This window comes from Streptococcus suis YS161, from assembly GCF_002760245.1.
In the GTDB taxonomy this organism is placed as follows: Bacteria; Bacillota; Bacilli; order Lactobacillales; family Streptococcaceae; genus Streptococcus; species Streptococcus suis_I.
On the sequence record NZ_ASCA01000081.1, the window covers coordinates 1 to 269 of the forward strand.

General features: G+C 34.9%; 1 pseudogene. It reads right to left on the reverse strand.

Annotation, left to right across the window (positions count from 1 at the left end):
* Positions 1-269: pseudogene (locus tag SST111_RS10500) on the reverse strand (Spy0128 family protein); the annotation flags it as partial.

A 269-nucleotide genomic window follows, 5' to 3' on the forward strand; every position in this document is an offset into this window, starting at 1 on the left:
ATTACAATATTATCGTTCTCTTTATTAGTCATTTGCTTTTCAGGTGTTACGGCATTTTCGTTCATAACACTCGGCATTTGTTTTTCAGAGATTACAATATTATCGTTCTCTTTATTAGCCATTTGTTCTTGAGGTGTTACGACCATGTCGTTCACAATGCTTGGCATTTGTTTTTCAGAGGTTTCAATATTATCGTTCTCTTTATTAGTCATTTGCTTTTCAGGTGTTACGGCATTTTCGTTCACAACACTCGGCATCTGTTTTTCAGA